Source organism: Enterobacter sp. UNJFSC 003 (assembly GCF_036903355.1).
Classification (GTDB): domain Bacteria; phylum Pseudomonadota; class Gammaproteobacteria; order Enterobacterales; family Enterobacteriaceae; genus Enterobacter.
On sequence record NZ_JBAKHK010000002.1, the window covers coordinates 539,240 to 564,661 of the forward strand.

Annotated in this window: 25 protein-coding genes; 7 read left to right on the plus strand and 18 right to left on the minus strand. The window is 58.0% G+C overall.

From position 1 onward, the window contains the following. Positions 1-27: 27 nt before the first annotated feature. A complete protein-coding gene (locus tag V5P19_RS08740) occupies positions 28-1,104 on the minus strand; it encodes a LacI family DNA-binding transcriptional regulator (protein ID WP_334402183.1) in 1,077 nt (358 codons plus the stop codon). A 269-nt stretch (positions 1,105-1,373) separates the two neighbouring features. Here V5P19_RS08740 and V5P19_RS08745 point away from each other — a divergent pair, with 269 nt between their 5' ends. Next, the gene (locus tag V5P19_RS08745) at positions 1,374-2,639 is read left to right on the plus strand and encodes a maltoporin (protein ID WP_334402185.1); all 1,266 of its coding nucleotides are present in this window, start codon (positions 1,374-1,376) and stop codon (positions 2,637-2,639) included. Positions 2,640-2,742: 103 nt separating this feature from the next. On the opposite strand, the gene V5P19_RS08750 is transcribed toward V5P19_RS08745, so the two are convergent. From V5P19_RS08750 to V5P19_RS08775, 6 genes are all read right to left on the minus strand, one after another. Continuing rightward, positions 2,743-2,985, minus strand: a complete 243-nt coding sequence (locus V5P19_RS08750; protein ID WP_334402187.1) for a PTS transporter subunit EIIB — start codon at positions 2,983-2,985, stop codon at positions 2,743-2,745. Between the two features lie 81 nt (positions 2,986-3,066). Next, a complete protein-coding gene (locus tag V5P19_RS08755) occupies positions 3,067-5,124 on the minus strand; it encodes a beta-galactosidase (protein WP_334402744.1) in 2,058 nt (685 codons plus the stop codon). A 30-nt stretch (positions 5,125-5,154) separates the two neighbouring features. Further along, positions 5,155-6,357, minus strand: a complete 1,203-nt coding sequence (locus V5P19_RS08760; protein ID WP_334402190.1) for an arabinogalactan endo-beta-1,4-galactanase — start codon at positions 6,355-6,357, stop codon at positions 5,155-5,157. Between the two features lie 2 nt (positions 6,358-6,359). After that, the gene (locus tag V5P19_RS08765; RefSeq protein ID WP_334402192.1) at positions 6,360-7,211 is read right to left on the minus strand and encodes a sugar ABC transporter permease; all 852 of its coding nucleotides are present in this window, start codon (positions 7,209-7,211) and stop codon (positions 6,360-6,362) included. A gap of 11 nt (positions 7,212-7,222) precedes the next feature. Further along, the gene (locus tag V5P19_RS08770; protein WP_334402194.1) at positions 7,223-8,527 is read right to left on the minus strand and encodes a sugar ABC transporter permease; all 1,305 of its coding nucleotides are present in this window, start codon (positions 8,525-8,527) and stop codon (positions 7,223-7,225) included. Between the two features lie 57 nt (positions 8,528-8,584). Beyond that, on the minus strand, positions 8,585-9,799 hold the full coding sequence (locus tag V5P19_RS08775; RefSeq protein WP_334402196.1) for an extracellular solute-binding protein: 1,215 nt from the start codon (positions 9,797-9,799) through the stop codon (positions 8,585-8,587). 321 nt (positions 9,800-10,120) lie between these two features. On the opposite strand from V5P19_RS08775, the gene V5P19_RS08780 reads away from it, so the two are divergent. After that, positions 10,121-11,236 (plus strand): ABC transporter ATP-binding protein, encoded by a 1,116-nt coding sequence (locus V5P19_RS08780; RefSeq protein WP_334402198.1) that lies wholly within the window; start codon positions 10,121-10,123, stop codon positions 11,234-11,236. On the opposite strand, the gene hpxK is transcribed toward V5P19_RS08780, so the two are convergent. From hpxK to hpxU, 8 genes are read right to left on the minus strand one after another with little or no spacing between them, the layout of a single operon-like run. Next, positions 11,233-12,471: an allantoate amidohydrolase gene (gene hpxK, locus V5P19_RS08785; RefSeq protein ID WP_334402200.1), complete on the minus strand. Its 1,239-nt coding sequence runs from the start codon at positions 12,469-12,471 to the stop codon at positions 11,233-11,235. The genes V5P19_RS08780 and hpxK overlap by 4 nt on opposite strands. Further along, the gene (locus V5P19_RS08790) at positions 12,468-13,709 is read right to left on the minus strand and encodes an alanine--glyoxylate aminotransferase family protein (RefSeq protein ID WP_334402202.1); all 1,242 of its coding nucleotides are present in this window, start codon (positions 13,707-13,709) and stop codon (positions 12,468-12,470) included. The genes hpxK and V5P19_RS08790 overlap by 4 nt, the downstream gene beginning before the upstream one ends. A gap of 13 nt (positions 13,710-13,722) precedes the next feature. Continuing rightward, entirely contained in the window at positions 13,723-14,460 is a 738-nt protein-coding gene (locus tag V5P19_RS08795) for an amino acid ABC transporter ATP-binding protein (RefSeq protein WP_334402203.1), read from the minus strand. Beyond that, complete coding sequence (locus V5P19_RS08800; RefSeq protein WP_334402746.1) at positions 14,441-15,097, minus strand: amino acid ABC transporter permease; 657 nt, start codon at positions 15,095-15,097, stop codon at positions 14,441-14,443. The genes V5P19_RS08795 and V5P19_RS08800 overlap by 20 nt, the downstream gene beginning before the upstream one ends. After that, positions 15,097-15,762, minus strand: coding sequence for an amino acid ABC transporter permease (locus V5P19_RS08805; RefSeq protein ID WP_334402206.1), 666 nt, complete (start codon positions 15,760-15,762; stop codon positions 15,097-15,099). Before V5P19_RS08805 ends, V5P19_RS08800 begins: the two co-directional genes overlap by 1 nt. Positions 15,763-15,765: 3 nt before the next feature. Continuing rightward, the gene (locus tag V5P19_RS08810; protein ID WP_334402208.1) at positions 15,766-16,548 is read right to left on the minus strand and encodes a transporter substrate-binding domain-containing protein; all 783 of its coding nucleotides are present in this window, start codon (positions 16,546-16,548) and stop codon (positions 15,766-15,768) included. A gap of 17 nt (positions 16,549-16,565) precedes the next feature. Continuing rightward, on the minus strand, positions 16,566-16,742 hold the full coding sequence (locus V5P19_RS08815) for a hypothetical protein (RefSeq protein WP_334402210.1): 177 nt from the start codon (positions 16,740-16,742) through the stop codon (positions 16,566-16,568). Then, the gene (gene hpxU, locus V5P19_RS08820; RefSeq protein WP_334402213.1) at positions 16,742-17,581 is read right to left on the minus strand and encodes a MurR/RpiR family transcriptional regulator HpxU; all 840 of its coding nucleotides are present in this window, start codon (positions 17,579-17,581) and stop codon (positions 16,742-16,744) included. The genes V5P19_RS08815 and hpxU overlap by 1 nt, the downstream gene beginning before the upstream one ends. Positions 17,582-17,725: 144 nt before the next feature. Here hpxU and hpxW point away from each other — a divergent pair, with 144 nt between their 5' ends. From hpxW to hpxZ, 4 genes are read left to right on the plus strand one after another with little or no spacing between them, the layout of a single operon-like run. Beyond that, a complete protein-coding gene (gene hpxW, locus V5P19_RS08825) occupies positions 17,726-19,309 on the plus strand; it encodes an oxamate amidohydrolase (RefSeq protein WP_334402215.1) in 1,584 nt (527 codons plus the stop codon). Positions 19,310-19,319: 10 nt separating this feature from the next. Then, positions 19,320-19,511, plus strand: coding sequence for an oxalurate catabolism protein HpxX (gene hpxX, locus V5P19_RS08830; protein ID WP_334402217.1), 192 nt, complete (start codon positions 19,320-19,322; stop codon positions 19,509-19,511). After that, positions 19,508-20,905 carry an AtzE family amidohydrolase gene (locus tag V5P19_RS08835; RefSeq protein ID WP_334402219.1) on the plus strand — a complete coding sequence of 466 codons (1,398 nt, stop codon included), beginning with the start codon at positions 19,508-19,510 and terminating at the stop codon, positions 20,903-20,905. The genes hpxX and V5P19_RS08835 overlap by 4 nt, the downstream gene beginning before the upstream one ends. Beyond that, the gene (gene hpxZ, locus V5P19_RS08840; protein ID WP_334402221.1) at positions 20,902-21,288 is read left to right on the plus strand and encodes an oxalurate catabolism protein HpxZ; all 387 of its coding nucleotides are present in this window, start codon (positions 20,902-20,904) and stop codon (positions 21,286-21,288) included. The genes V5P19_RS08835 and hpxZ overlap by 4 nt, the downstream gene beginning before the upstream one ends. Before the next feature lie 42 nt (positions 21,289-21,330). Here hpxZ and puuE read toward each other — a convergent pair whose 3' ends face one another. The 3 genes from puuE to V5P19_RS08855 are packed head-to-tail and all read right to left on the minus strand — an operon-like array spanning position 21,331 to position 23,737. Further along, on the minus strand, positions 21,331-22,263 hold the full coding sequence (puuE, locus tag V5P19_RS08845) for an allantoinase PuuE (protein WP_334402223.1): 933 nt from the start codon (positions 22,261-22,263) through the stop codon (positions 21,331-21,333). Positions 22,264-22,277: 14 nt separating this feature from the next. Next, positions 22,278-23,021 carry an allantoin racemase gene (gene hpxA, locus V5P19_RS08850; RefSeq protein ID WP_334402225.1) on the minus strand — a complete coding sequence of 248 codons (744 nt, stop codon included), beginning with the start codon at positions 23,019-23,021 and terminating at the stop codon, positions 22,278-22,280. Next, positions 23,021-23,737 carry a GntR family transcriptional regulator gene (locus tag V5P19_RS08855; RefSeq protein WP_334402227.1) on the minus strand — a complete coding sequence of 239 codons (717 nt, stop codon included), beginning with the start codon at positions 23,735-23,737 and terminating at the stop codon, positions 23,021-23,023. The genes hpxA and V5P19_RS08855 overlap by 1 nt, the downstream gene beginning before the upstream one ends. Positions 23,738-23,881: 144 nt before the next feature. Between V5P19_RS08855 and V5P19_RS08860 the strand changes: the two genes are divergently transcribed. After that, positions 23,882-25,375, plus strand: a complete 1,494-nt coding sequence (locus V5P19_RS08860; RefSeq protein WP_334402229.1) for an NCS1 family nucleobase:cation symporter-1 — start codon at positions 23,882-23,884, stop codon at positions 25,373-25,375. Positions 25,376-25,422: the final 47 nt, after the last annotated feature.

Consider the following 25,422-nt stretch of genomic DNA (forward strand, 5'->3'; position numbering starts at 1 on the left):
GCACCTCACGCTGAGGTGCCCACGGCGTTATACGTCATCGAGCCTGTGCGCGATCTCGCGCAGCTGCTGAGCCAACGCCTGCAGGTTTTTCCCCTTCTCCCCTTTCGGCCCGGTGGACTGACGCACCACCAGTCGGGCTGGCAGGATCGACGACATGCGCAGCGCATTGTCTTCGCCGCTGTCCAGAATGCGGCGCACCGCCTCTTTGCCCTGCAAATCGAGATCCAGTGACACCGTCGTCAGCGCGGGATAAAAGAACGAACTCTCGTAGGTATCATCGTAACCAATCACCGACTTCTCCGCCGGGATGGATATTTGTTGCTGATGGAAGGCGCTCAGCACGCCGAGCGCCATCTGATCGTTGGCGACCAGCACGGCGGAAAAGTGTGCCGTTTCGCGCAGCATCTGCAGGGCGCCGGAATAGCCGCTTTGCGCGTCCCAGTTACCGCGAATGACCGATGCCGGCTCCAGGCCATAGCCCTTCAGGGTGTCTATCCAGCTTTTCAGCCTCAGCTGTGCCGACACGGAGGACGCAGGTCCGGCCAGCAGGGCAATCTCCCGATGGCCCAGCTCGTAGAGATATTTTACGCTGGCGCGCGTGCCGTCTGCCGGGTTAAATGAAACGTTAAACACGGAACTGTACGGGTCCACATCGAGAAACAGACAGACAATATCATCATTGTCCATCGCGATTTTCTGCGCCTGCTCCGCCTCCAGCGGGACGTTGACGATCACCTTGCTAACCCGCTGCGACTTCAGCTCATTGATGGAATCCTGGATGCTATGGTTGACGTTCTCATCAATCATTGAGATCAGCACCTGGTATCCTTCCATATTGGCGTAGCGTTTTACCGCTGCCGCCACCTGCGAAGGGGCGTGTAAGGCCAACGAAATGGTCACCAGCCCGACCGTCTGGCTCTGCTTGCCCACCAGCTGCTGAGCCAATCGGTTTGGGACATACCGCAATAACTCTATGGATTTCTCCACCTTGTGACGCGTGGCTTCGGATACATTGGCAGATTTATTCAGTACCCTGGACACGGTCTGATAGGAGACGCCCGCATGGCGTGCCACATCCTCTAACGTCGCGCTTTTCGACTTCATGGTCCGGTTCCTTATGTTGTTATGCGCTGATTGTAACAGGGGCGATGTAAAAAAACGCACACAGCAACCTTTTCATGCGCTCAACACCATCAAAAAGTATGACGCTCACAATGCCACATTTCGTGGTGCATCTCATCAATCGTAACAAAATTGTCTATTTTATTTGCACTTAATCACACATTCACGATCGTGCAATTGCCAGATAACGGGTTTAGGCATTTTATGACTGCGGATTTGTGAACGTATTACAAAACAATAAGAGGATAACAATGAACACGACGATCCGCTCTGTATCTGTTGCGTTGGCTGCCGCATTAGCGTCTCCTTCGCTGTTTGCAGCGTCTTCAGTACCGATTGATTTTCATGGATATCTTCGCTCCGGCGTGGGCGTCTCACGGGATGGTGGGATGGAGGAGTGGCAAAAAAATAAAATTGGCCGTTTGGGCAACGAAGCCGATACCTACGGCGAGCTGGAACTGGGCTCGGAGGTATACAAAAAGAACGACGTTAGCTTCTACCTCGACAGCATGGTCAGCATGGTCTCTGACGGCTCAAACGATAACGAAACCACGTTAGATGATGACGCTCAGTTTGGTCTGCGCCAGCTAAATCTGCAGATCAAAGGCCTGATCCCGGGCGATCCGAATGCGGTGATTTGGGGCGGGAAACGTTACTACCAGCGCCATGACCTGCACATCATCGACACCAAATACTGGAACATCTCCGGCTCAGGTGCCGGTATTGAGAACTATACGCTCGGCCCGGGCACCGTCTCCGTAGCCTGGATCCGTGGCGATGCCAACGATGTCGATTACCGCGTAGATGGCGATAGCGACGTGAACATCAACTATATCGACCTTCGCTATGCAGGCTGGAAACCGTGGGCGGGCGCATGGACAGAAGTGGGTATTGATTACGCCATGCCGAACCCCACCAACAAGCAGAAGGAATATGGCGGCCTGTATGAGGCCGACAATGGCGTGATGGTCACCGGCGAGATCAGCCAGGACATGCTGGGCGGCTATAACAAGCTGGTGCTTCAGTATGCTAACAAAGGTCTGGCACAGAACATGGTGTCACAGGGTGGCGGCTGGTATGACATGTGGAACTACGTGAACGATGCCACAGGCTACCGCGTGATCAATACCGGCCTGATTCCCATCACCGACAAATTCTCCTTCAACCACGTGTTGACCTGGGGCTCGGCGGATGACACCACGCAGTACACGGACAAATCACGCCTCGTCTCGCTGGTTGGCCGTGCCCAGTATCAGTTTACGGAATATGTTCGCCTGATTGGCGAAGTGGGCGGCTTCTATCAGGAAGATACCTATACCGACGGTTCGAAATACAAGCAGAGCGGCGAGAAGTACACCATTGCCCTGGGCCTGGCGGACGGTCCCGACTTTATGTCGCGTCCTGAGCTGCGCGTGTTTGCTTCTTACCTGAATGATTCTGAAAAAGGGCAATCCTTCGAAGATGGTACCGCCAATAACACCTGGAACTTTGGCGTGCAGGTCGAAGCCTGGTGGTAAGCGTTAGTCTTTAATATGCGTTAATCGTTATTGTATCTCCCGCTATTTGCAGAATATCCCCTGCTCAGGGATAGCCATTATTTTGGCTATCCCTTTTTTATGCTTAATGATTAAAGTGCTTTTCTAATAGCTGCCGCAAGGTATCAGACTGCCTGCCAAATATCGCATGAACCTGCTGACCGATAATAATTACCCCAAGCGCCCCCTCCTCCTGTAATGCCTGTGAATTAACCTTATTTAAATCTTTTACCGTGACGCGCAGACGGGTAATACAGGCTTCTACGTGCTCGATATTATCGTCACCGCCAAACGCGGGAATTAAACGCTGAGTAATATGACTGTCCATAATACGCCTCTCTGTTATGCAGATAAAAAAATGCCTGCTCCAGGAGCAGGCTTTTTGCCATTTTTCCGGGTGACGCTGCGCTTACGCTTTACGCTTGAGCACCCGACAGTCCCACGCCAGCAGCACGGTATCGCCCGCGGCGGCGGCGTCCGTCATGCAGTCGGTATACCCCTGCGGCAGCGTGATAATTTGCTGCTGGGCGGTAAAGTTCTGCACAAACACCCAGGTGGTTTCGCCATCCGTGCGCGCTGTTGCAACGACACCCGGCGGGAAATCGCCTTCGATTGCTCGTGGAAGCGCCAGTTCGTCAATAATGCTGGCGAAGAAATCACGCTGAAAGGGCAGATCGTTGCGGGACGCGACGTGCCACACTTTACCTTTGCCAAAGCGGTTCACCGTGACGGCAGGCCGACCGGCGTAAAAGTCGTCACGGTAGGTCGCCAGTACCTGAGCGGACTCGGCGTGGATCAGTTCGCACAGGTGGCGAACCTGATACGGCCCCTGCAGCCCTGACGCATTGCCCGCCAGCCCCTGGATCAGATTACGTTCACCGTCATCCAGGCAGTCAATCTCCTCCGCCCAGATCCCCACCAGCTTACGCAGCGGGCCTGGGAAACCGCCCAGATGGCAGAGGTCAGTTTCATCAACCACCCCGCTCCAGTAGGTTGTCACCAGATGGCCGCCCGCAGCCACAAAGGCTTCAGCGCGTTCAGCAAAACCTTTACGCACCATGTAGAGCATCGGCGCAATGACCAGCGCGTACTGGTTGAGATCGCCGTCGGCGTCAATGATATCCACCGCGATCCCTTGCTCCCAGAACGGACGATAGTGCTCGTTAACGGTTTTCTCGTACTCCATTCCCTTGTTACGCGGCCCTTCGGCATCGTCCAGCGCCCAGCGGTTTTGCTGGTCGAAAATTATCGCCACGCGGGCTTGCGTACGGCAGCCCACGACATCCGGCAAGCGCGCCAGCATCTCGCCGAGGCGCGTCACTTCACGTCCGACGCGGGTATCAAGGTGACCCACGTGGTCGATAATCGCCCCGTGGAATTTCTCCACCGACCCGCGGCTCTTGCGCCACTGGAAGTACTGCAACGCGTCCGCCCCGTGCGCCACAGCCTGCATCGAGGAGAGAATATGCATCCCCGGCTTTTTCAGCTTGCTGGTCGGCTGCCAGTTGGTGGTGCTCGGCGTGGACTCCATTAGCACAAAGGGTTTGCCGCCCTTCAGGCTGCGCATCATGTCATGATACATGGCGGTATAGCAGGCAAGCTGCGTTTCGTCTTTCTCCTTGTGCCACATCGGGTAGCTGTCCCAGGAGATAAAGTCGATCGCGTCGGCAAGCTGCCAGTAGTCGTAATCGTAGAAATACTCCATGAAGTTGGTCGTCACCGGCAGATCCGCATTTGCGGCTTTCAGCGGAACCACTTCATGGCGGCAGAAATCAGTGACCTGCGCCGTATTAAAACGTCGCCAGTCCAGGTTCAGGCCGTGGATCGACACTTCCCCCTGCGGAGACGGAGACTCAATCTGCGACCAGTCGGTGTAGGTGTGACTCCAGAAGGTGCTCCACCACGCGTGGTTCAGCGCCTCCAGGGTTTTATAGCGCGCCTTCAGCCAGTCGCGAAAGCGCGCCTGGCACAGGGTACAGTGGCATTCCCCACCGTACTCATTCGAAATATGCCAGCCCAGCACCGCCGGATGCTGCGCATAACGCTCCGCCAGCAGTCTGTTGATTTTGAGCGTCTTCTCGCGGTATACCGGGGACGACATGCAGTGATTATGACGCCCCCCATGCAGCGCGGGCACGCGGTTGCGCCCCACGCGCAGCACTTCGGGGTATTTTTGCGACATCCATGCCGGGCGCGCGCCGCTTGGCGTAGCGAGAAATATATGGATCCCCGCCGCAAAGAGCTTTTCAATAACGCTGTCCAGCCAGGCAAAATCATATTCCCCTTCGCGGGGTTCAAGTTTAGCCCAGCTAAATATCCCGACCGACATGACATTACATTTCGCCTGTTTCATCATGGCGATATCATTTTCAATAATACCGGGATAATTCTCCCATTGCTCCGGGTTATAGTCGGCACCGTGCAATAACGCAGCGACCTTCGGGCTTAAAGGCGCAAATTTATTCATCATAAAAAGATCCTGAATGAAGATTAAAAACTATTTAAATACCGTTATTGACGGAAGTACTTTTCCTTTGCAATCAAATAACGCCTGATTCTCGCGGGCATTCCCCTCTTTCCATTCATCATGGATATATTTCATGCCGGTTTTGGTTGCCCAGGTGGTGCCGGGCACGGCAATCCAGGTGGGCTCCCAATAAAAAATACCTTTACCGCGATGGTCAGGCACGTCGATAACGGACTGCATTAAATCGTGAATATAATCGTACTGGCCCTGAACGGTCCCCGGATAGCCGCCGTCCTTCTCTTCTTTCGCCTGGAAGCTGTTTTCTGCGTTATCGCAATTCTCCAGCGTATAGCCATACGCCGCTTCCACCACGATCACGTCTTTGTTGTAGCGCTTGCTGATGTCATCCATGTTGGTTTTGAGCGCGCTAAGCGGGCCGTTCCAGTAGGTGTACATCGACAGGCCGATAATATCGAACGGAACGTCGCGCTGGGTAATTTCATCAAACCACCAGCGGAAGGTGTCATTTTTGGTCCCTTCCGCCAGGTGCAGCATGATTTTCACCTGCTCGCCGCCGGTGAGGTTCTCTTTCACCCCGCGAATCGCGGCGTTAAGCAGCCCAGCCAGGCGATCAAACTCGCCGCCGCCTTGCCCCCAGCTTTTCCCTTCTGGCCACAGCATGCCGCCGTTGATTTCGTTACCGATCTGCACCATGTCCGGCAGCACGCCCTCTTTCTTAAAGCGTGCGATGGTGTCGCGGGTGTAGTCATGGATCGCCGTGTTGAGCTGCGGATAGTCCATTTTCTCCCAGGCTTTCGGCTTGAACTGCTTGCCCGGATCGGTCCAGAAATCGCTGTAATGGAAATCGAGCAGCAGCTTCATGCCCTGGGCTTTCACGCGCTTCGCCAGCGCAACGGTGTTTTCCAGGTTGTTACTGCCCCCGCCGTAGGTCTTGCCATCCGCATCCTGCGGGTCAACCCACAGGCGCAGGCGCACCGTGTTTACGCCGTTGGCTTTCAGAATCGCAATCGCATCCTGCTGCTGCCCGTTCTGGTTATAATATTTAGCGCCATGCTGTTCTGCTTCCAGCAGGGTCGAAATATCCGCCCCCTTGATAAAATCCGCAGGCATGGCGTTAAACGGACGCGTGTTTACCACGTCCGCAGCAAAAGCACTCGCGGCAAGGCCACATGAGAGGCAAACAGCAAGCAAAGCGGGTTTGAGTCTTTTCATGATTATCCTTTGGTACTCCCGGAGGTAAGACCGGAGACGAAGTATTTTTGCAGCGCCAGGTAGAGGATCGCGACCGGCACGGCAATCAACACCGCGCCTGCCGCGTAGGTGGTGTAGCTGGCACCCATTTTTTGCGCTACCAGGTTATAAAGCCCAATGGGTAAGGTGTATTTGTCCGGGGTGCGCAAAATGGTGCTGGAGAGGATGAAATCCCCCAGCGGCCCCGTGAAGGAAAACAGCGCGACCACGGCCACAATCGGTTTGGAAAGCGGCATGATGATCTCGATGAAGATACGGAAGTTGCTGGCCCCGTCCATGCGCGCGGATTCATCCAGATCTTTCGGGATGGCGTCGAGATAGCCCTTCATCAGATAGGTGTTCATCGGGATCATGCCGCCGACGTAGATCAGCACCAGCGCCAGATGGCTATTGATTAACCCCAGCAGCTGCGACAGCACGAAGATGGCAATCAGCGCCGAGAATTGCGGGATCATCTGCAACAGCAGGAACAGCATCAGGCCGTTCTGACGCCCCTTAAAGCGAAAGCGCGAAAAGGCATAGGCGGTGAAGCTGACGCTGACCAGGGTCAGCACCATGGTCAGGAAGCTGATCTTCATCGAGTTCCAGTACCAGGTCATGTAGTTCACCTGGCCATTGAACAGGTCAGCATAATGCTGGACCGAGAAGTTCTCCGGAATAATCGACGAGCTAAGCAGGCTGTTACCGGCATTGAATGACGCCCCGACCGTCCACACCAGCGGGTAAATGATGATTGTCGACACCAGTACGATAACCAGCCAGGAGAGCGAGAGGCGTACCCACTTCTCACGTTTAATACTTTGTGATTGAGCCATTGTTACGTCCCTTACGCCATGTCGTCATTTTTGAAAGATTTGGTGGCGCGGAACTGCCACAGCGCCAGGCCAACGACAAAAACCGACAGCAGGATGGTGATGGTTGCCGCTATCGCGTATTGCGAAGAGGACATCGTCAGCTTGTAGATCCACGATACCAGAATGTCGGTCCCGCCCGCGTTCGACCCGACAACCGCCGGCCCGCCGTTGTTGAACAAGTAGATAATGTTGAAGTTATTAAAGTTGAAGGTGTACTGCGTGATCAGGATCGGCGCAATCGAGTACAGCACCAGCGGCAGCGTAATGGTCCGCAGCTTGGTCGCGCTACTGGCACCGTCCATGGTCGCCGCTTCGTACAGATCGTCCGGAATGGCCTGCAGCACGCCCGTGGTCATGGCGAAAACAAACGGGAAGCCGAGCCAGGTCTGCATCATAATCAGCGCCGTTTTGGTCCAGAACGGATCGGTCATCCAGGCTTTTGGCGCAATGCCGAAGAAAGCCAGAATGGCGTTGTTGATCACCCCAAAGGAGTCGTTGAACATCCCGGCAAACACCAGAATGGTGACAAAACCCGGTACCGCCCACGGCAAAATGAAGATGGTGCGGATCAGCGGCTTAAAGCGCAGATCTTTCTGGTTCACCAGGATGGCCAGCAGTACGCCCACGGTGCACTGCAGCGTGGTAGCCAGCAGCGTCCAGACCACCGTCCACTGCAGCACGTCGAAGAAGGTGGAGCGCCAGATGGAGAGCGTGAAAATATTGATAAAGTTCTTAAAGCCAACCCAATCCACCAGCTTGGCTGGCGGCGTGTGGTAAAGGTTGTAGTTGGTAAAGGCGATAGCAAAGCCGAACAGAATTGGGAAAACCACCACAAACACCAGCAGAATGAACCCCGGGGTGATCATCAGATACGGGAAGCCATCGCTCAGCAGCATCTGGTACTGCTTGCGCACACTGTTTAGCCCCAGCCCTTCATCACGTTTGCGACCGTTAACCCAGGCATCGCGCATCGACAGGTAATACACCATCACGCCAAATGCGGCGATCAGTACGCTAATGATCCCTTCTGCCAGAAGGAAGATGGAGTTATCCCGCGGCACTTCCTCCCCCAGCGTCACCAGCCCCCAAAGCCCTTCGCGCAGGAAATCGGCAAAAACGCCGATAAAACTGGCAAGCAGCACCAGGAAGATAACGCCCTTCAGCCACTGGCGGTGATAGAACTGGCCGAAGCCGGGGATAAGCGCCAGCAGCAGGCCGGTCCAGGCGTGACGCCCGGCCCCGTGCGGTTTGGCAAAATTTTCCGGGATGATACTCACAGACAACTCCTTTCAAAAAAACGGGAGCATGCACTCCCGTTTTGCGACAACAGAAAATTACTGGTTGCTGGCCTGCATGGCTTCGATCTGCATCTGAACCTGTTTTTCTGCGCTATCCAGCGCGGCTTTAGGATCTTGTTTACCGGTCAGGCTCAGCTCCAGCGCGGCGTTGGCCGGCCCCCAGACTTCGCCCATTTCAGGGATACCCGGCATGGCGGTGGCGCGCGCGGCCTGCACCGCAACGGCGCTCGCCTTCTCGTCGTTCTTGATTACCGGGTCGTCGATCATTGCGGTCAGCGGCGGGATCTCCCGCGTGGCCACATAGCGGGTTTTCACGTACTGCGGCTGGTTGATGAATTCGATAAATTTCTGCGCCAGCGCTTTGTCCTTGCTCCAGGTGGAAACGACGTAGCCTTTTACCCCGAGGAAGGAGCTCATTGGCTTGCCGCCCGGCAGCGTGGGCAGCGGCGCAACGCCGTAGTTGATCCCTGCCGCTTCATATGGCTGGAACGCCCACGGCCCGTTGATCACCGCCGCCGCTTTTTTCTCGGTGAACAGGGAGTCGATGGCATTCAGGCCGTTATCGCCGATGATCCCCGCAGGGAAGATACCGTCGGCATAGAATTTTTTCAGATACGTGACGGCCTCTACCGCACCCGGCTTGTTCAGACCCACGTCGCTAGCGTTGTAGCCGCCTTTGTCGTTTTTGCCGAAGATGTAGCCACCCATCGGGGAGATGGCCCCCCAGCTGTAATAAATCTGGTCAAATTTGGCGAGCAGCCCGTACTGATTTTTGGCGCGCTGCTGTTTGGAAAAGTCGTACCAGTCCTGAAGCGAGTTCAGCGGCTTATCAATCAAATCTTTGTTGTAGATAAGCACCAGCGTTTCGACCGCTTTTGGCACGCCGTAGAGAGCATTATCCATTTTGAAGGCGTTGATGGAGGCCGGGGTGTACTGTTCGGTCTGCTTCGCCTCCAGATTCAGGGGGGTCAATAGCCCTTGCACGACCGCGCCGCCCAACTGATCATTAGGGATGACCAGCACGTCCGGCCCAATCCCTGCCGGACCGTCCAGACGCAGCTTTTCCAGCTGCTGTGCGTAAGGCGTTTCCTCGACGTTGACCTTAACGTCGTACTGTTTTTCAAAATCGGCGACCGCATCTTTAATACCGGACGACTTCTTAATGTCTTCCCAGACGTTAAGCTGCGCGGTAGCGTGTACCTGCATCGCGAGCGTAGAGAGGATCAGAGCAGCGAGTATGTTCTTTTTCATTATCAACCCCATGTGAAGGTATAACAATTTATGGTTTTTTATCGCATTAAAACATCACTCGCCTTCACCGAATAACCCGTTAAAACTGGCGTTGAACGTATGACATCAAATGCCTTTGGTTTGTTATACGCTACCCTTCACATCATGATAACTCTACAAAAAACTGTAAGTTGTGTGATCGTCATAACATTAATGGAATATCTGTATAGGGCGCATGAATACTGGAAGTTATAGTCAACGCAGACAAATTGCACCGTCCAGCCATGTTAAACATGATTGTTATACGTAAAACATAATTGGCGGTTTACTCGGGGAACACTGATGTCGAACATACAATTGAGGAACGTCACCAAACGCTTTGGCGACACCGTAACTTTGCACAACGTGAATCTTGAAATTGAAGACGGAGAGTTTGCCGTTTTTGTTGGCCCTTCCGGCTGCGGTAAATCGACCATGCTGCGCATGATTGCCGGTCTGGAGGAGATCAGCGATGGGGAAGTGCTGATCGGTAACGAGGTGATGAACGATGTCGCCCCGTCACACCGCGGCGTGGCGATGGTGTTTCAGTCCTATGCGCTCTATCCGCACATGACGGTGGCGGAAAACATGGGCTACGGGCTAAAAGTGAATAAGGTGCCGAAGGATCAGATCCGCCATCAGGTGGAGATGGTGGCTAAAACGCTGCAGCTTTCCCCTCTGCTCGACCGAAAGCCCAAGCAGCTCTCCGGCGGCCAGCGCCAGCGCGTCGCGATTGGCCGGGCCATCGTGCGCAACCCGCGCGTGTTTATGTTCGATGAACCGCTGTCTAACCTGGATGCCGAACTGCGCGTTGAAATGCGCCTGCATCTGGCCCGCCTGCATCAGGAGCTAAAAACCACCATGGTGTATGTCACCCACGACCAGATTGAGGCCATGACGCTGGCCGATAAAATTGTGGTGATGAACTACGGCAAAGTGGAGCAGATGGGCGCGCCGATGGATCTCTACTACAAACCCGTCAACAAGTTCGTGGCCGGGTTTATTGGCTCACCGAAGATGAACTTTCTTCCGGCCACGGTGGAGGCCTGGCAGCCGGGGGAGCTGACCGTCCGGCTTTCGCAGCAGAAGTCCCTGACGCTTGCCCTGACCACCACGCCGCTAGCGCCGGGTAACCGGGTGACGCTGGGCATTCGCCCGGAACATTTGACCACCGACATTCGACGCGGGACGGGACTGGAATTTAACTGCGAAGTGGTTGAACGACTGGGAAACAATACCTATCTGTTTGGTCAATGCTACGGTCACGACAACGTAAAAATCCTGCTGCCAGGGGACGTTAAGTTCGCCCCGTGGCAGAAGATTGACGTGGCCTTCGACGATCGCCACTGCATGGTCTTTGACGAACGGGATGTGCGCGTCAGCGCAGATCTCGACGACGCGGTGCGTTCGGTGGCCTAAGACCGTTCCGTACTCGCCAGCCCGATTGCCGCACGCCTAAACGCCTCAATCGCCAGCGCGACATCTTCAGCCATCACCGACTCCGCCGGATGGTGGCTAACCCCCCCCCTGCAGCGCACAAACAGCATGCCCACCGGCCAGCGCTCCGCCATTGCGATGGCGTCATGCCCGGCTCCGCTGGGCAGAGACAGCGTGCGGGATTGTACCGATTCAACGGCCTCGCCCAGCAGCGCCTGTAAACGGACATCGCACGGCGTGGCGGCGATCCGGTAAAACTCCTCCGCGTGGAAGGACAGCCCCCGACGGGTGGCGATGGCCTGCGCCTGCGCCTGCAGCGCGTTGAGCAGCGCATCCAGCGGGGCATCCTGCGGGCCGCGAATATCCAGAGAGAGCGTGACCTCACCGGGGATGACGTTCACCGCGCCGGGCAGGCACTGCAGTTCTCCGACGGTGGCCACCAGATTGCCCCCCGCCTGTCGGGTGGTAGTTTCAATCCGCACCATCCACTCTGCGGCGGAGGCAAGGGCGTCCTTGCGATGGGTCATCGGCACGGTCCCCGCGTGTCCAGCCTCGCCGGTAAACCGACACTGCAGACGACGTGCGCCGTTGATGGCTTCCACGACGCCGAGCGCGAGATTTTCCTGCTCCAGACAGGGGCCCTGCTCAATATGCAGCTCAAGATAGGCGCTAAAATCGTCTTTATCCCGTGCCGCCAGCGCCACGCGAGCGGGATCGAGCCCCGCCAGCACCATCGCCTGCGCTACGCTTATTCCGCTGGCATCGCATTTTTCGAGCCAGGTCGCCGGCCAGGTTCCCGTTAGGCCCCGGCTGCCCAGCAGCGTAATACCGAAGCGGGTGCCCTCTTCGTCGCAAAACCCAACAATTTCGATAGCCTGCGCCAGCCGGATATCCTGCTGGTGCAGGCTATCCACCACTTCAATGGCCGTGAGCACCCCGAGCATGCCGTCGTAGCGCCCGGCATTACGCACGGTATCCAGATGCGAGCCAAGCAGCACCGCCTGCGCCCCTTCCTGCGCGCCCTCATAGCGTCCACAGATATTGCCCACGCTGTCCTGCCAGACGGTCATCCCCGCCTGGCACATCCACTGCCCCACCAGCTGGTTGGCCTGCAGATGCTGCGCCGAGAGGTACACCCTTGTCAGCGCATCCGGGGTTTCGCTGACGGCGGCCAGCGCGTCGGCGCGCGCCATCACCCGTTCTGCTGCCGGGCTCATTGCGGCATCTCACGGCGATAGTGGTCCCACGCGGCCTGCATCGCTGCCCCCTGCGTGGTGGTGAACTTCAGGTAGTTCAGCACCGACTCCAGCGCGCTCAGGGTGGTCATCACGCAGTCTTTGCGCGCGTTATAGCCCATGGTGCCAATGCGCCACACTTTGCCGTGCAACGGGCCAAACGAGGTGCCGATTTCAATCCCGAAATCCTCCAGCATCAGCTTGCGCACCTGGTCACCGTTAACGCCCTGCGGGATGACCACGCCCAGCACGTTGTTCATCTTGTGCTTGAGGTCGCCGAAGGTCTCCAGCCCCATCGCCTGAATTCCTTTGAGCAGCGCATCGCCGTGGAGCTTGTGGCGCGCGATACCGTTATCCAGCCCTTCCTGCAGGATCAGCCGCGCGCATTCCCGGGCGCCAAACAGTGCGGTAGTGGCTTCGGTGTGGTGGTTCAGACGCTCCGGCCCCCAGTAGTCCATCACCATGCCGAGGTCGAAATAGTTGGAGTAAATCATCTCTTCATCCCCGTCGCGGTGGGCGTCGGTACGAATGCCTTCCTCCACACATTTACGGCGGCGGATCGCCTCTTCCATCCGCGCGCTCAGCGTGATCGGCGACGTGCCCGACGGGCCGCCGAGGCACTTCTGCATCCCGGCGGAAACGGCATCCAGGCCCCAGGCGTCGGTTTCCAACGCGTTACCGCCGAGGGACGCGGTGGCGTCAGTATAAAACAGCACGTCGTAGCGGCGGCAGATGGCCCCGAGCTCCGCGAGCGGCTGCAGCATGGTCGTTGAGGTATCGCCCTGCACGGTCAGCAGCAGGCGCGGACGAATACGCTTGATGGCATCTTCCACCTGGTCCGGGGTAAACACCTCGCCCCACGGCACTTCGATGGTATGCACTTCCGCTCGGCAGCGGCGGGCAATTTCGCACAGCAGATGACCAAAGCGGCCAAACACCGGCACCAGCACTTTGTCGCCCGGGCGAATGGCGGAGACCAGTATTGCTTCAATCCCCGCGCGGGAGGTGCCGTCCACCAGCATCGTCCAGCGATTCTCGGTGCGAAACACCCCGCGATAGAGCGCCATCACTTCGTTCATGTAGTGGGTCATGGCCGGATCGTATTGGCCGATCAGCTGGCTCGACATGGCGCGCAGCACGCGCGGATCGGCGTTGATCGGCCCCGGCCCCATCAGCAGGCGCTGTGGCGGATTGATTTGCGGAAATTGAGCGATATCCATTGTTAAGTCCTTATCAGTTGAGGCCGCGCACGGAGGAGATGAACTGCTTCAGTTCAGTCGTTTGCGGGTTGGCAAACAGCGTTTTGCTGTCGCCCTGCTCCCAGACTTTCCCCTGATGCATAAACACCACGCGGTCGCCCACTTCGCGGGCAAAATTCATTTCATGGGTCACGAGGATCAGCGTCATGCCCTCTGCCGCCAGCTGCTCAAGCACCTTGAGCACTTCACCCACCAGTTCGGGATCGAGCGCAGACGTGATCTCGTCACACAGTAAAACCTTTGGCGACATGGCCAGCGCGCGGGCAATCGCCACGCGCTGCTGCTGGCCGCCAGAGAGGCTCGACGGGTAGTAGTCCAGGCGATCGCCTAAGCCCACTTTCTCCAGCATGCGCTGCGCCAGCTCCCGGCATTCGGCGGCGCTTTTCTTCAGCACCCGACGCGGTGCAAGCATCACGTTTTCCAACGCCGTCATGTGCGGGAAAAGGTTGAAGTTCTGGAACACCATCCCGACCGAACGGCTGATGTCTCGCGCCTGGGAATCACGGTCGGTAATGGTCATGCCGCCGAGCTTGATGCTGCCGTCCTGATATCCTTCCAGACCGTTGATGCAGCGCAGCAGCGTGCTTTTTCCGGATCCGCTGCGGCCAATAATCGAAATCACCTGGCCCATGTCGATATCCAGATCCACGCCCTTGAGCACGTGGTTATCGCCGTAGTACTTCTGCACCTGATTAATGGTGATGAGAGGCATTGAATTTAGTCTCCAGATAACGGCTGTAGCGCGACAGCGGATAACACAAAATGAAGTAGCCCAGCGCCACCAGCGCAAAGACCTTAAACGGCTGATACGTCACGTTGGTCAGCATGGTGCCGGCTTTGGTCAGCTCGACGAAACCGATGATCGACGCCAGCGCGGTACCTTTAATGACCTGCACGGCGAAACCGACCGTGGGGGCAATCCCGATGCGTAACGCCTGAGGGGCGACCACGCGAAACAGGGTCTGGCCGAAGGTCAGCCCCAGGCAGCGCGACGCTTCCCACTGCCCTTTTGGCAAGGCGCGAATACTGCCAAACCAGATATCGAGTAAAAATGCGCTGGTGTAGAAGGTGAGCGCAAGCGACGCGGCGGTCCACGGCGACACGTCAATACCGAACAGCGCCACGCCAAAGAAAGCCAGGAACAGCTGCATCAGCAGCGGCGTGCCCTGAAACAGCTCAATATAGGCGCGAATCAGGCGTTTTATGGTGCGACCGCCGGTCAAGCGCAGCAGCAGCAGCGGTAGCGTCACCAGCGACCCGCCAGCAAACGCCACCAGCGACAGCAGCACCGTCCAGCGTCCGGCCAGCAGCAGGTTGCGAATAATGTCCCAGTCAGTAAAGGTGGTCATCATGCCTGTACCCCCAGCCATTTGCGTCCTGCCGCCAGCATCAGCTGGCGCAGGGTAATCGACAGCGCCAGGTAAATCCCGGTCGTCACCAGATAGACCTCAAAGCTCAGGAAGGTTCTGGACTGGATCAGGTTGGCGGCAAAGGTCAGTTCTTCATACGAGACCTGCGACACCACCGACGAGCCGAGCATCACGATAATGCACTGGCTTACCAGCGCCGGGTAAATACGCTGTAATGCAGGCGGCAACACCACGCGGATAAAGGTTTGCAGGCGGCTTAACCCCAGCACGCGCCCCGCTTCCCATTGCCCTTTTGGCGTGACCTGAATGCCGGCGCGAACGATCTCGGTGCTGTAGGCCCCCAGATTGACCACCATCGCCAGCAGCGCCGCTTCGCCTGCCGTCATTTTTAGCCCCATGTTAGGCAGGCCAAAAACGATGAAAAACAGCTGCACCACAAACGGCGTATTACGGATAATTTCCACGTAACCGCCCCAAATCCGGCTGAACCACGTCGCCCGCCCGCTGCGAATGGCCGCCCCGAAAATACCTATCGCCAGGCCACCCGCCGTCGCCATTACGGTCAGCTGAATGGTGGTCCATAGCCCTGCCAGCAGTGCCGGCCAATACGGCCAAAGCGCTGAAAAATCCAGTTGCTCCGCCATCGCTTATACGCCAAGGTTTGCCGGCAGCGGGGCTTTCAGCCATTGCTCTGACAGGCCGTTCAGGGTGCCATCCTTAATACCTTGCTCGATCAGCGCGTCCACTTTCGCCTTCAGCGCCGGTTCATTTTTCTTCAGGCCGATAAAGCACGGCGAGTCTTTCAGCATAAAGCTTGGCACCGGCGCTTTGTCGGCGTTCTGGCGGGAAATCGCCGCCACCACGAGGTTGCCGGTCGCCACATACTGAACCTGACCGGAGAGGTACGCCGACAGCGTGGTGTTATTGTCTTCATAGCGTTTCACGTCAGCATCCTTCGGTGCCAGGCTGGTCAACACCATGTCTTCCACCGCGCCGCGCGTCACGCCGATGCTTTTTCCGCTCAGCGCTGCGGCATCTTTTATCACTGCGCCTTTCGGGCCAAACACGCCAAGGAAGAATGGCGCATAGGCGCGACTAAAATCGATCACCTTTTCACGCTCGGCATTTTTACCCAGGCTTGAGATCACCAGATCCACCTTATCGGTTTGCAGATACGGCACGCGGTTGGCGCTGCTCACTGGCACCAGCTGCAGCTTGAGCTTCATCTGTTTCGCCAGATAGCGCGCCATATCGATGTCATAGCCCTGCGGCTGGAGATCGGTTCCCACCGAGCCAAACGGCGGGAAATCCTGCGGGACGGCAATGCGGAGAGTGCCGCGTTTTTCAATATCCTGAAGCTGGTCAGCTTTCGCGGGCAGCTGAGTGAACAAACAAGCGGCCCCGGCCAGTGCGATCAACAGTTTTTTCATGGTGCTTCCCCGTAACGTTAGCATGAAACAAAAGATTCTTTGAAAGTGATTTTGCAACTAATGTGCCAGGAGAAGCGATGCGCGGGATTTTCTTTTAATGGCTGATAAAACGCGGGATGGGCGAGGGAAAACGTTCCTTTTTCCGCCACGCCCGTTGCACCATTTAAATGCAAAGCACCACGCTGATGCCCCATTATCGTTGTTCCAGTTCGTCCAGCTGGTGGTAGAGAGAGGCAATGTCGTGAATGCGTGGACGACCTTTATCGAGGATTTCATGCAGAAAAGCATTCGCCAGCAGGTTAATCAGGCTGTTTACCGACGCGTAGCTGTCATAGGCCGAGACGCTGTCCAGCGGCGCGCAAAGCTGCCAGCGCGCCAGAGGAAACAGGCTGTGGGCCTGCGGCTCGCACATCAGCAGTACCGGAATGCCGCTGCTCTGAAGCTGCTGCATCAGTGGGCGAACAAGGCGCGGACGGCGACGAAAGGCCATCACCACCACCAGATCGTCGGGGGTGAGATCCACCAGCTCCTCGCTGAGGCTCTGTCCCGGCTGCGGCAGCACCAGCACCTGCCCGCGCGCCTGTAGCAGCTGCTGGCGCAGATGCAGCGCTGCAGGATAAGCGTTACGCATACCGATAATGACGATCCGCTTCGCCTTCACCATCTCCGCGATGGACTCGGCAAACTGCTGCGCGTCCAGGGCGTTCACCCACTGGGTCAGGTTTGCCATTTCCTGCTTGTAGTGCCGCGCCAGCAGCGTGTTGCCCTGCACCGCGTCGCGGTTATCGGTCAGAGGCATGCCGCTCTGGCGCAGAGTACGCAGCTCGTCGCGCATGTCTTTGTACTTCTCGTACCCCAGGCGCTTGAACAGGCGGCTGACCGTGGCTTTCGATACCCCGCTAAGCTGGGCCAGTTCAGCGCTGTTGTAGCTAATCAAATCATCAAAGTGATCGAAAATAAAATCCGCCACCCGCTGCTCCTGCGGCGACAATGATGCGTATTGTCCCTTCAGACGTTCATCAAGCTGTTCCATAGAGCCCCTGTAACTTTTGTTTCATCTTACACTCTTCATTCATTAAGCATGCCAGCTTCTGTGGCGACTGGCATGAAACTTTTTATTCATAACTGGAACAACTTTTGCAGCGAATGAAGACTTTCAGGGTTATGAGGACTCTTCATGCAAAGTAATGTCTCCGCGCACGGTATGGCCGTTGCGCCCCACCATCTTGCCAGCCAGAGCGCGCTGGCCGTACTGCGCGAAGGCGGCAGCGCGATAGAAGCCATGGTCGCGGCCGCCGCAACGATCGCTGTGGTTTACCCGCATATGAACGGGCTGGGCGGCGATGGCTTCTGGCTTATCGTGCCGCCTAAGGGTGAACCGATAGCCATTGACGCCAGCGGCGCGGCGGGGTCGCGGGCAACGCTTGCCGCCTATAAAGGCCTGACGACGATCCCCCATCGCGGCCCGCGCGCGGCGCTGACCGTCGCCGGAACGGTTAGCGGCTGGGACGAGGCGCTGAAAATCTCGCAGGGCATGACCGGCAAGGCGCTGCCTGTGGCTCGCCTGCTGGCGGATGCCGTTGACTACGCGCAAAACGGCACGCCGGTGACGGCGTCTCAGGCCCACGCCACGGCCAGTAAATTCGACGAGCTCAGGGACGTGCCGGGCTTTGCCGACACCTGGCTGGTGGACGGCGCGCCGCCGCAAGCCGGTAGCCGTTTTTACCAACCGGCCCTGGCGTCTACCCTCAGACGCCTGGCAGAAGATGGGCTGGACAGTTTTTATCGCGGCCCGCTGGCCGAATGCCTTGCGAGCGGCATGGAAAAACTGGGCCTGCCCATTACGCTGGCTGACCTAAACGCCCACGTTGCCCGGCGCACCGCGCCGCTAAAACTCGCCCATCAGCAGGGTGAGGTCTGGAACCTCGCGCCGCCCACCCAGGGGCTGGTGTCGCTGGCCATCCTGGGGATAACTGACCGCCTGAATATGGCGGAGGCCGACGATGCCGGGACGATTCACCGTATCGTCGAAGCCACCAAGCTGGCCTTTGGCCTGCGCGATGCCCACATCACCGACCCGCGCGAGCTGAAAACCGACGTTCAGCGTCTGCTGGATCCGGCTTCCCTGCAGGCGCTCGCGGATCGGGTCGACGACGACCGCGCGGCGATGTGGGGCACGGGCAAAGGCCCTGGCGATACGGTGTGGATGGGGGTGATGGACAACAGCGGCCTTGCCGTGTCGTTTATTCAGAGTATTTATCACGAGTTCGGCAGCGGCGTGGTGTTGCCTGACACCGGGATCGTCTGGCAAAACCGGGGCGCGTCGTTCAGTCTCGATCCCGATCATCTTCTGGCGCTCGCGCCGGGCAAGCAGCCCTTCCACACCCTCAACCCGGCCGCGGCGCGGCTTAACGACGGGCGGGTGATGGTCTACGGCTCGATGGGCGGAGATGGTCAACCGCAAACCCAGGCAACGCTGTTTACCCGCTATGTGGTGCAGGGCGTGCCGCTGCAGGAAAGCATTACTCGTCCCCGCTGGCTGCTGGGGCGGACCTGGGGACAAACGTCGGACACGTTAAAAGTGGAAGGCCGCTTTTCAGCGCAAACCATCGCGCGTTTGCAGGCGCTGGGCCACGACGTGGAGCGCTTCCCGGACTTTAGCGAAGCCATGGGCCACGCGGGGGCGATTGTCCGCCATCCCAACGGCCTGTTTGAAGGCGCGTTCGACCCGCGCAGCAATGGCTCGGCTGCAGGCTATTAAGGAGATAACCATGAACATCACCCCACCACCTGACTGGAATGCGTATCTGGCGCAAATGGAAATCGTTCTGGGCGTTGAGCTGGATGACGACCGCCGCGCAGAGCTTGCGCTGCAGTTTACCCGCATTGCCGCCCTGTCCGCGCCGTTGATGGCCCTGCCCCTTAACGATCGTCTTGAGATTGCCGGAGTGTACAAAGCATGACGCTACAGGAGATGAGTATCCGTGAGATCCAGAAGGCATTAAGCGCTGGCGAGTTGAGCGCGCGTGAAATTGCCTGTGAGACGCTTGAACATATCAGGCAAACCAACCCGCAGCTCAACGCCTGGACGACGGTCACCGACGAACGGATGCTGGCTGAGGCTGACAATATTGATACCCTGCATCGTGAGAAACGCCCGCTGCCGCCGCTGGCGGGCATTCCCTACGCGGTGAAAAACCTGTTTGACGTCGCCGGACACACCACGCTCGCGGGTGCAGCGCTGTTCAGCGAGCGCCCCGCCGCCGCCGCGGACAGCTTCGCGGTACGCCAGTTGCGCAGCGCGGGCGGGTTACTGTCAGGCATGGTGAACATGGATGCCTACGCCTACGGGTTTACCACCGAAAATAGCCACTTTGGCGCAACGCATAATCCGCACGATCTGTCGCGCATTGCCGGGGGATCGTCCGGAGGATCTGCCGCCGCGGTCGCCGCCGGACTGGTCCATTTTTCGCTTGGCACCGACACCAACGGCTCTATCCGCGTTCCGGCGTCTCTGTGCGGCATTTACGGCCTGAAGCCCACATTTGGCCGTCTCTCCCGTACCGGCAGCCATCCGTTTGTCGCGAGCCTGGACCACATCGGCCCGTTTGCCCGCCGGGTAAGCGACCTGGCCTCGGTGTACGACGCGCTGCAGGGGCGGGACACCAGCGACGGTTTTCAGGCCGATAGCTCGCGCGAGCAAACGCGCCCTCTGCTGGATCGGGGTCTGGACGGTTTACGCTGCGCGGTGCTGGGGGGCTATTTCACCACCTGGTGCGATAGCGATGCGCGCGACGCCGTTGCGCGGGTGGCGAAAGCGCTCGACGCGCGCGAGGAGATGCAGTTCCCCGAGGCGGAGCTTGCCCGATCGGCCGCCTTTATCATCAGCGCGTCAGAGGGAGGAAATCAGTACCTGCCGGCACTTCGCCGCGAGCCGGCGCGTTTCGAACCCCACTCCCGCGAACGCCTGCTGGCAGGGGCGATGATCCCGTCCGCCTGGTACATTCAGGCGCAGCGCTTTCGTCGCCATGCCCAGCAGGTTTTCAAAACGCTGTTTAGCCAGGCCGACGTGCTGATCGCCCCGGCTACGCCGCGCTGCGCCACCCTGATTGGCGAGCAGACCATGGAAATTAACGGGCAAACGCTGCCGGTTCGCGCCAGCATGGGAATGCTGACGCAGCCGATCTCGTTTTTAGGTTTACCCGTCACGACGGTGCCGCTGCGCACGCAGAAAGGGCTTCCCATTGGCCTGCAGCTGATTGCTGCCCCGTTCAATGAACAAGCCTGCCTGCGCGTGGCGCGCGTCCTTGAAGAGAGCGGGATCGCGGATGCGCGTCCTGCGGAGAGTGCACAATGATCAATCACGACGATATCAACCTTCCGTGGGTGGTGGTCGACGTTACGGCAGCGTTTTATCGCTATGAAGACGCGCTGGTGAGCAACAACGTTGCGGTACTGGATGAACTGTTCTGGCACGATAAAAACACGGTGCGGCTGGGTGCCGGGGAGAACCTGTACGGCATTGATGAAATCCGCGCCTTTCGCAACGCACGTCCTTCAGCCGGGCTGCAGCGAACCCTGCGCCACACGGTCATCACCACCTTCGGAGAGGATTACGCGGTTTGCAGCACCGAGTTTACCCGCGAGGAAACGGATAAAATTGGACGCCAGCAGCAGACGTGGGTGCGTTTCCCGTACGGCTGGCGAATTGTCGCGGCGCAGGTGAGTTTGATGGTATAGGCCGGGTAAGGCGTAACCGCCACCCGGCACACTGCTGTACCGTTATTTCTGAAACGGATGAACGTCCCGCCAGTGATCGGCAATCTGCTGGCGGGTGCAGACCCACACCCTGTCGTGCAGCTGGACGTAATCCAGGAACCGCTGCAGCGCGCGAAAACGCCCCGGACGCCCCAACAGGCGGCAGTGCATGCCAATCGACATCATCTTCGGCGCGCTTTCCCCTTCTTCGTACAGCACGTCGAAACTGTCTTTCAGGTAGGTGTAAAACTGCTCTGCGGTATTAAACCCCTGCGCCGTCGCAAAGCGCATGTCGTTGGTATCCAGGGTATAGGGCACAATCAGATGCGGTTTGCGGCTGCCATCACTGCACGCTACCTCGGTCCAGAAAGGCAAATCGTCGCCGTAATAGTCGCTGTCGTAATCAAAACCACCGTGCTCCGCCACCAGCTGGCGGGTATTGGGGCTGTCGCGCCCGGTGTACCAGCCCGTGGGCGGTTTGCCGAAGAGATCGGTAAGGACGTGCACCGCCTTGTTCAGATGCTCGCGCTCCTGGTTGATGTCCATGCTCTGATAGTGGATCCAGCGCCAGCCGTGGCTGACCACGTCGTAGTCTGCCGCCTTGATCGCCTCGACGATATCAGGATGACGCGCAAGCGCCATCGCCACGCCAAAGACCGTCAGCGGCAGCCCCCGCTTCTGAAATTCACTGTGGATCCGCCAGAACCCGGCGCGACTGCCGTATTCGTACAGGGAGTCCATCGACATGTGTTTGTCCGGATAGCTGGCTGCCCCGATGATGTCGGAAAGGAACTGCTCCGATCCGGCATCGCCGTGCAGAACGTGATTTTCCGCGCCCTCTTCGTAATTGAGCACAAACTGCACGGCGATACGGGCCTGCAGTGGCCACCGCGCGCGCGGCGGGCTGCCCGCGTATCCGCGCAGATCCCGCGGGTAATCCTGTTCAAAATGCGCCATAGCTACCCCTTAATTTAAAATGGATTCAATGCCTGAAATGGTCCGCTTAACACTTTTTTCTCCGGAAAGGCCAAATCACCATGCTTGCTGGTCGACAGCCCCAGCGCCACCAGCGATTCGACCATCTTCACCGCGGCGCTGACGCCGTCAATCACCGGGACGTGCAGCTCGCACGTCAGCTCCTGCGCCAGCGTCGCCATGCCGCCGCAGCCCAACACGATGGCGCCGCAGCCGTCCTCTTTCAGCGCCTGAATGCAGCGCGCACGCACGTTCTCCAGTGCCAGACCGGTGCCGTCTTCCAGCGCCAGCACCGGCAGATCGATGGCGTGCAGCGCCGCACAACGATCCTGAAAGCCATACTGATGCAGCAAATGACGGGCAATAATCAGCGTGCGCGGCAGCGTGGTGACCACCGAAAAGCGTGTCGCCACAAGCGTAGCCATATGCATCGCGGCTTCGGCGATGCCAACCACGGGCCCTTGCGCCAGCTCGCGCGCCGCCAGCAGCCCCGGATCGCCAAAGCAGGCGATAACGTGCCCGTGCACGCCCTGCTCTCTGCCTTTTTTGATCTGCTCAAGGACGCCGACGGCAGCGATGGCTTCGTCAAAATGTCCCTCAATGGACGGTACGCCTTCGCTTGGGCATACCGCCAGAATCTCCGTCCCCGGCGCCGCGACCGCACGGGCAGCCGCCCCGATGGTTTCCGTCATCCCGAGGCTGGTATTGGGGTTGATCACTTGTATACAGACAGACGACATTACGACTCCTTATAGTCGGCAAACAGCCGGGCAAAATCAGGCAGGCACTCCCCCGCCCGCTCGAAGCAGAGGCTGGCGATGATATGTTCAAAATGGTGCATTAAGGCTTCGCTTAGCGGCTGGAGCGCTTTCTGGCGCAGCAGATCCAAAAGCTGCTCGTGATCGTTGCAGCGACACCCCTGGCGCCACGGCGCGCCCCAGGTGGCAATCACCAGCGATGACCGCTGGCTCAGGCCTGTGACCATTTCTGTGAGGACCTGGTTGCCGGAAATAGCCTGAAGCTGGATATGAAAATTAGCGGAATGGCGAATGGCCGCGGGGCCGTCATAGGCTTCGTGCGCCTGCTGCTCCTGAAGGATGATGGCCTCCAGCGCCGCCAGATGCGGCGACTGACAGTGCGCCAGCACGTCCGACAGGTTAGCGACCTCCAGCAGGGCGCGGGTGCGGAAGATATGCCGGGCCTCTTCAACCGTCGGGCTGGCGACGTGTGCACCACGTTTGGGCGTTAAGGTGACCATTTGCACAGCGGCGAGTCGTTGCAGCACCTTACGGATGCCGGTACGGCTGACGCCAAAGACCTCGGCCAGCGCTTCTTCCGGCAATTTGCTCCCCGGCAGCAGCTTATGTTCGACAATTGCGGTTATCAGCGCCTGAAAGATAGCTTCGTCTTTGTCATGCAGGTCTGGCGCGGCGTACAGACCGTTCAGGTTGTTCATTACCTACTCCACTTTTTACTTTTCGCTACCGAATCGTATACATAAAAATAAAATATTGCATACAAGATTTATTATTTTGGCCTGGATCCTGCAACACCGTTTGCACTCCCACTTAACGGGTTTTCATTTACAGGAGCAGGTTTCATGCCAAATTTACACGCGCAGCACGGTACGGCCGCTGATTCCGGGCCGGTATACAGCCCACGGCTTTGCAATGAGGATCTGGCACCGACGCGTGACCAGAACTGGAGCTGGTACAACATCTTTTCTTTCTGGATGTCAGACGTACACAGCATGGGAGGTTATGTGGTTGCCGCGAGCTTCTTTACGCTCGGGCTGGCAAGCTGGCAGGTGTTGCTTTGCCTGCTGGTGGGGATTTGCATTGTGCAGCTGTGCGCCAACCTGGTGGCAAAACCGAGCCAGATGGCTGGCGTGCCTTATGCGGTAATTTGCCGCCAGGCATTTGGCGTGTTCGGGGCGAACATTCCGGCGGTGATACGCGGGCTTATTGCCTTTGCCTGGTACGGTATTCAGACCTATCTGGCGGCCAATGCCCTGATGCTGGTGGCGTTGAAATTCTGGCCCTCGCTTTCAGCGCTGACTGCCGCCTCGTTCCTCGGCCTGTCGCACCTTGGCTGGATCTGCTTTGCCATCATGTGGGTATTGCAGGCCATGGTCTTCTGGCACGGCATGAGCGCCATCAAGCGATTTATTGATATCGCCGGTCCCGCCGTCTATGTGGTAATGCTGGCGCTGGCGGGCTGGATTGTATACAAGACCGGCTTCGACGGAATCTCCTTTACCCTCGCCAGCAAATCTCTGAGCGCGGGTGAGCAGACCTGGCAGATGATTACCGCCACGGCGCTGGTGGTCTCCTACTTCTCCGGCCCGCTACTCAACTTTGGTGACTTCTCCCGCTACGGTAAAAGTATGGGTGAGATCCGCCGCGGAAATCGCTGGGGCTTGCCGTTTAACTTCCTGCTGTTCTCGATGGTTACCGTGGTGATTGTTTCCGGCACACAGTCGCTGTTTGGCCGCATGATCACCGACCCGATAGAAACCGTCAGCCGCGTAGGCAACGATCTGGCCGTGGCCATTGGCCTTCTGACCATGATCACCGCGACCATCGGGATCAACATCGTGGCGAACTTCGTCTCCCCGGCGTTTGACTTCTCTAACTGCTCGCCGCAAAAAATCAGCTTCCGCACCGGGGGAATGATTGCCGCCGTGGGGTCTATTCTATTAACCCCGTGGAACCTGTTTAACTCGCCGGAGCTGATTCACTACACCCTGGACGTGCTTGGCGCGTTTATCGGCCCGCTGTTCGGTATCCTGATTGCCGACTTCTACCTGATTAAGCGCGGAACCGTCTCCGTGGACGACCTGTTCGACGACACGCCAAAAGGCAAATACTGGTATCGCAACGGCTTTAACCCGAAGGCCATCGGCGCGCTGGTGCCCTCCGTAGCTGTGGGGTTAATTATCAGCTTTATCCCGAGCCTGCATGAAGTCGCGAACTTTAGCTGGTTTATCGGCGTCTTCCTCGGCGGCGTAACCTACCGCTGGCTGGCGCGCGATGATCGCAAGAGGGTCGCCGCGCCACAGTTCAATGCTCGCGTCGCGACACAAAAAGAATAATCTCCTCTCTGGCCGCAGATTCACTGCGGCCATTCTCAAGCTGGCAC